Origin of the sequence: Kitasatospora sp. NPDC057512, from assembly GCF_042802135.1 — a bacterium.
Taxonomy (GTDB): Bacteria; Actinomycetota; Actinomycetes; order Streptomycetales; family Streptomycetaceae; genus Kitasatospora.
Genome location: NZ_JBHVET010000707.1, coordinates 1 through 4,484, shown reverse-complemented (window position 1 = coordinate 4,484; position 4,484 = coordinate 1). Strand labels below are relative to the sequence as shown.

Here is a 4,484-nt window from a genome sequence, read left to right as displayed (position 1 = left end):
GGCCGGTAGGGTTTCCTATCGGCCGGGGCACCTCCGTGCCACCCCCGAACCTTGGAGAGCCCCATGAAGCTCGAATCCTTCCTGCTGGAGATCCTGGTCTGCCCGCAGTGCCGGGCCGCGCTCGTCGAGGGCGGCACCGAGGAGCAGCCCGAGCTGGTCTGCACCGGTGCCGACTGCGGCCTCGCGTACCCGGTCCGCGAGGGCATTCCGGTCCTCCTGGTGGACGAGGCCCGCCGCCCGGCCTGATCCTGGGGGCGATGCCCGGGAGGAAGCCCCGGGACGCAGCCCGCCCCGACCGCCCGCCCCGACCGCCCGTCCAGGACCGCAGCCGGAGGTTCGCCGCATGCTCGACGACACCCTGCTCGACGACCCGGCCGCCCTCCAGCGCGCCGACCACGACCGCGCCCTGCTGGCCCTGGCCGGCGCCGGTGCGCGGGTCCGCACCGCGCTGCGGCAGGCCGAGGCGGCCGGCCTCGACCGGCTGCGTCCGGACGGCCGCCCGCGGGCCGTCCTGGTCGCCGGGCACGGCAGCGCGCTGACCGCCGCCGAGATGCTCTCGGCGCTGGCCGGCACGGGTTCCCTGGTCACCCCGCTGCCGCCGACCGAGGCGGCCGCCCCGCGCGCCGACCGGGCCGGCGCCCCGCCCGCCTTCACCGCCGGGCTCGGCTGGCAGCTGCCCGGCTGGGCCGGCCCGCTGGACCTGCTGGTGATCAGCTCCGCCGACGGCGGCGAACAGGGCCTGGTCGCCCTCGCCGAGCAGGCGTACGCGCGCGGCTGCGCGATCGTGGTGACCGCCCCGGCCGGCAGCGCGCTGGCCGAGGCCGCGCTGCAGGTGCGCGCGCTGCCGCTGCCCTTCGTGGCCTCGGTGCTGCCCGAGGACCTCGCGCCCGTGACGGCCGTCGAGCCGGACCTGCCGGCCGAGGACCCGGCGGCGCTCTGGTCCCACCTCGCCCCGCTGCTGGCGCTCGCCCAGAAGATCGGCCTCACCCAGCTCCCGTACGACGCGCTGCCGGCCCTCGCCGACCTGCTGGACGCCGCCGCGGTGCGCTGCCGCCCGGACGCCGCCGCGTACACCAACCCGGCGAAGGGCCTGGCCGCCCGGCTGGCCGGGACGGTCCCGCTGCTGTGGGCCGAGGGCCCGATCGCCGGGGCGGCCGCCACCCGGTTCGCCGCCCAGTTGGCCGACCGGGCCGGGCGCCCGGCGCTGGCCGGGCCGCTGCCGCAGGTGCTCACCGCCCACCGCGGCATGTTCACCGGGCAGTTGGGCGCGGGCGCCGATCCGGACGACTTCTTCCGCGACCGGGTCGAGGAGCCGGACCCGCTGCACCTCCAGGTCCTGCTGCTGCGGCACGCGCCCGGCGCGGCCGGCCCGGCGGCGCCGGACGAGCAGGACGGCCCGGCCGAGGTGCCGGAGGAGGACGCCGGGCCGCGCAGCTTCGGCGTCTCCCGGGCGCACCGGCTGGCCGCCGCGCACGACGTGCGGCTGACCGAGTACGCGAGCACCCGGCCGGACGCGCTGCACGCGCTGGCCGACCTGGTCGCGCTGACCGACTTCGCCGCCGTCTACCTGGGGCTCGCCGCCGCGCAGTCCTGAGACGTTCGGCCGGTCGGGCCCTCGGTGCCGGTACGGTAAGCGCTCGACGACGCCGACCGACCCGTGAGGACCTGGAAGCATGAGCACCGAAGGCGGTACCAAGGCACTGATCGCGGCCCTGTCCGCGAACCTCGCGATCGCCGTGGCCAAGTTCACCGCCTTCGGCTTCACCGGCTCCTCCTCGATGCTGGCCGAGGGCGTGCACTCGGTGGCCGACTCCGGCAACCAGGTGCTGCTGCTGGTCGGCGGCAAGCGGGCGCGCCGGGCGGCCGACGAGGAGCACCCCTTCGGGTACGGCCGCGAGCGCTACGTGTACGGCTTCCTGGTGGCCATCGTGCTGTTCAGCGTCGGCGGCCTGTTCGCGGTCTACGAGGGCTGGCACAAGATCAGCCATCCGGAGGCGCTGGACTCCTGGGGCTGGGCGGTCGGCGTGCTGGTCTTCGCCATCGGCATGGAGGGCTGGTCCTTCCTGACCGCGATGCGGGAGTCGGAGAAGGCCAAGGGCAAGCAGAGCTGGACCCAGTTCATCCGCACCGCCAAGGCGCCGGAGCTGCCGGTGGTGCTGCTGGAGGACACCGGCGCGCTGATCGGCCTGGTGCTCGCGCTGTTCGGCGTCGGGCTCACCGTGATCACCGGCGACGGCGTCTGGGACGGCATCGGCACCCTGTGCATCGGCCTCCTGCTGGTGGTGATCGCCGTGGTGCTCGCCCTGGAGACCAAGTCGCTGCTGCTCGGCGAGTCGGCCGACAAGGAATCGGTGCGCCGGATCCGGGAGGCGCTGGTGGACGGCGAGGCGGTCACCCGGGTGATCCACATGCGCACCCTGCACCTCGGCCCGGAGGAGCTGCTGGTCGCGGCCAAGATCGCCGTCAACGCGGAGGACAGCGCCGCCCGGGTCGCGGAGGCGATCGACGCCGCCGAGGAGCGGGTCCGCGCGGTCGTCCCGATCGCCCGGGCGATCTACCTGGAGCCCGACGTGTACAGCGCCGAGAAGGCGGCGGCGGGCGACGACCCGGCCGCCACCCCCGGCGGTCCCGGCCCGGGCGGCGCGCACTGACCCCTCCCGCGCCCCCGTCCCGCTGACCGACCCGTTCCGTGCACCGACCCGTTCCGCGCGCCGGCCCGTCCTGGGGCCCGGCTTGAGAGCGGGTCGGACCGGGGGCCGAAATCGGTCATCGGCGGACGGCCGGCGGGGCCATCGGTGTAGATTCGTCACCAGAGCCAGAACGTCGCTGCTGATGGCGGTCGATCGGCGGTCCGCACCCCGCGGGGTGCGCGCCGGTCGAGGGAGAGAGGTCCTCCGACGGTTTGTGCCGCGCAACGGGAAGCCGGTCCACCACCACGGACCCGGCGGTCCCGGCGTGGCCGTGCACCCGTACGGCCCGACGCACGCGACGCACGCCCGGACCTATGGCCCCACCCCCCATCAGCGAGGAGCAGACGCATGTCGACCGACATCACCGGTGACTTCAAGGTCGCCGACCTTTCCCTGGCGCCGTTCGGCCGCAAGGAGATCCAGCTGGCCGAGCACGAGATGCCCGGTCTGATGGCGATCCGCGCCGAGTACGCCGAGGCGCAGCCGCTGGCCGGCGCCCGCATCACCGGCTCGCTGCACATGACCATCCAGACCGCCGTGCTGATCGAGACCCTGACGGCGCTCGGTGCCGAGGTCCGCTGGTGCTCCTGCAACATCTTCTCCACCCAGGACCACGCGGCCGCCGCCATCGCCGTCGGCCCGGAGGGCACCCCGGAGAACCCGCAGGGCGTGCCGGTCTTCGCCTGGAAGGGCGAGACCCTGGAGGAGTACTGGTGGTGCACCGAGCAGGCCCTGACCTGGCCTGACGGCAAGACCCCGAACATGATCCTGGACGACGGCGGCGACGCCACCCTGCTGATCCACAAGGGCGTCGAGTTCGAGAAGGCCGGCGTCGCGCCGGACCCGTCCACCGCGGACAACGACGAGTTCCGGATCATCCTGGAGCTGCTCAACCGCACCCTCAAGGACACCCCGAACAAGTGGACCGAGGTCGCCTCCACGATCAAGGGCGTGACCGAGGAGACCACCACCGGTGTCCACCGCCTGTACGAGATGCACCGTGACGGCCAGCTGCTGTTCCCGGCCATCAACGTCAACGACTCGGTCACCAAGTCGAAGTTCGACAACAAGTACGGCTGCCGCCACTCGCTGATCGACGGCATCAACCGCGCCACCGACGTCCTGATCGGCGGTAAGGTCGCCGTCGTCTGCGGCTACGGCGACGTCGGCAAGGGCTGCGCCGAGTCGCTGCGCGGCCAGGGCGCCCGCGTGATCGTCACCGAGATCGACCCGATCTGCGCGCTGCAGGCGGCGATGGACGGCTACCAGGTCACCACCCTGGAGGAGGTCGTGGAGATCGCCGACATCTTCATCACCACGACCGGCAACAAGGACATCATCATGGCCTCGCACATGGCCCGGATGAAGCACCAGGCCATCGTCGGCAACATCGGCCACTTCGACAACGAGATCGACATGGCCGGCCTGGCCAAGCTCGACGGCGTCGTGAAGACCGAGATCAAGCCGCAGGTCCACGAGTGGCGCAAGGCCGACGGCCGCACCATCATCGTCCTCTCCGAGGGCCGCCTGCTGAACCTGGGCAACGCGACCGGCCACCCGTCCTTCGTGATGTCCAACTCCTTCGCCAACCAGACGATCGCCCAGATCGAGCTGTTCACGAAGACCGAGCAGTACCCGATCGGCGTCTACGTGCTGCCGAAGCACCTGGACGAGAAGGTCGCCCGCCTGCACCTCGACGCGCTGGGCGTGAAGCTGACCACCCTGAGCCAGGAGCAGGCCGACTACATCGGCGTCCCGGTCGAGGGCCCGTTCAAGTCGGAGCAGTACCGCTAC

Annotated in this window: 4 protein-coding genes; all 4 read left to right on the top strand. The window is 73.1% G+C overall.

The window, feature by feature from the left end; genetic code table 11:
* Window positions 1-63: 63 nt before the first annotated feature.
* A complete protein-coding gene (locus ACFU6K_RS32305) occupies window positions 64-246 on the top strand; it encodes a Trm112 family protein (protein ID WP_049659271.1) in 183 nt (60 codons plus the stop codon).
* Between the two features lie 97 nt (window positions 247-343).
* Window positions 344-1,594 carry an SIS domain-containing protein gene (locus ACFU6K_RS32300; protein ID WP_380669089.1) on the top strand — a complete coding sequence of 417 codons (1,251 nt, stop codon included), beginning with the start codon at window positions 344-346 and terminating at the stop codon, window positions 1,592-1,594.
* A 79-nt stretch (window positions 1,595-1,673) separates the two neighbouring features.
* Entirely contained in the window at window positions 1,674-2,651 is a 978-nt protein-coding gene (locus tag ACFU6K_RS32295) for a cation diffusion facilitator family transporter (RefSeq protein WP_380669087.1), read from the top strand.
* 387 nt (window positions 2,652-3,038) lie between these two features.
* On the top strand, window positions 3,039-4,484 hold a 1,446-nt coding region (gene ahcY / locus ACFU6K_RS32290; RefSeq protein WP_380669085.1), incomplete at its 3' end, for an adenosylhomocysteinase.

What these genes read in the sequence shown, in the direction of transcription:
- ACFU6K_RS32295 (WP_380669087.1), top strand. Translation starts at nt 1,674, where the DNA reads ATGAGCACCGAAGGCGGTACCAAGGCACTGATCGCGGCCCTGTCCGCG.
- ACFU6K_RS32305 (WP_049659271.1), top strand. Translation starts at nt 64, where the DNA reads ATGAAGCTCGAATCCTTCCTGCTGGAGATCCTGGTCTGCCCGCAGTGC.
- ACFU6K_RS32300 (WP_380669089.1), top strand. Translation starts at nt 344, where the DNA reads ATGCTCGACGACACCCTGCTCGACGACCCGGCCGCCCTCCAGCGCGCC.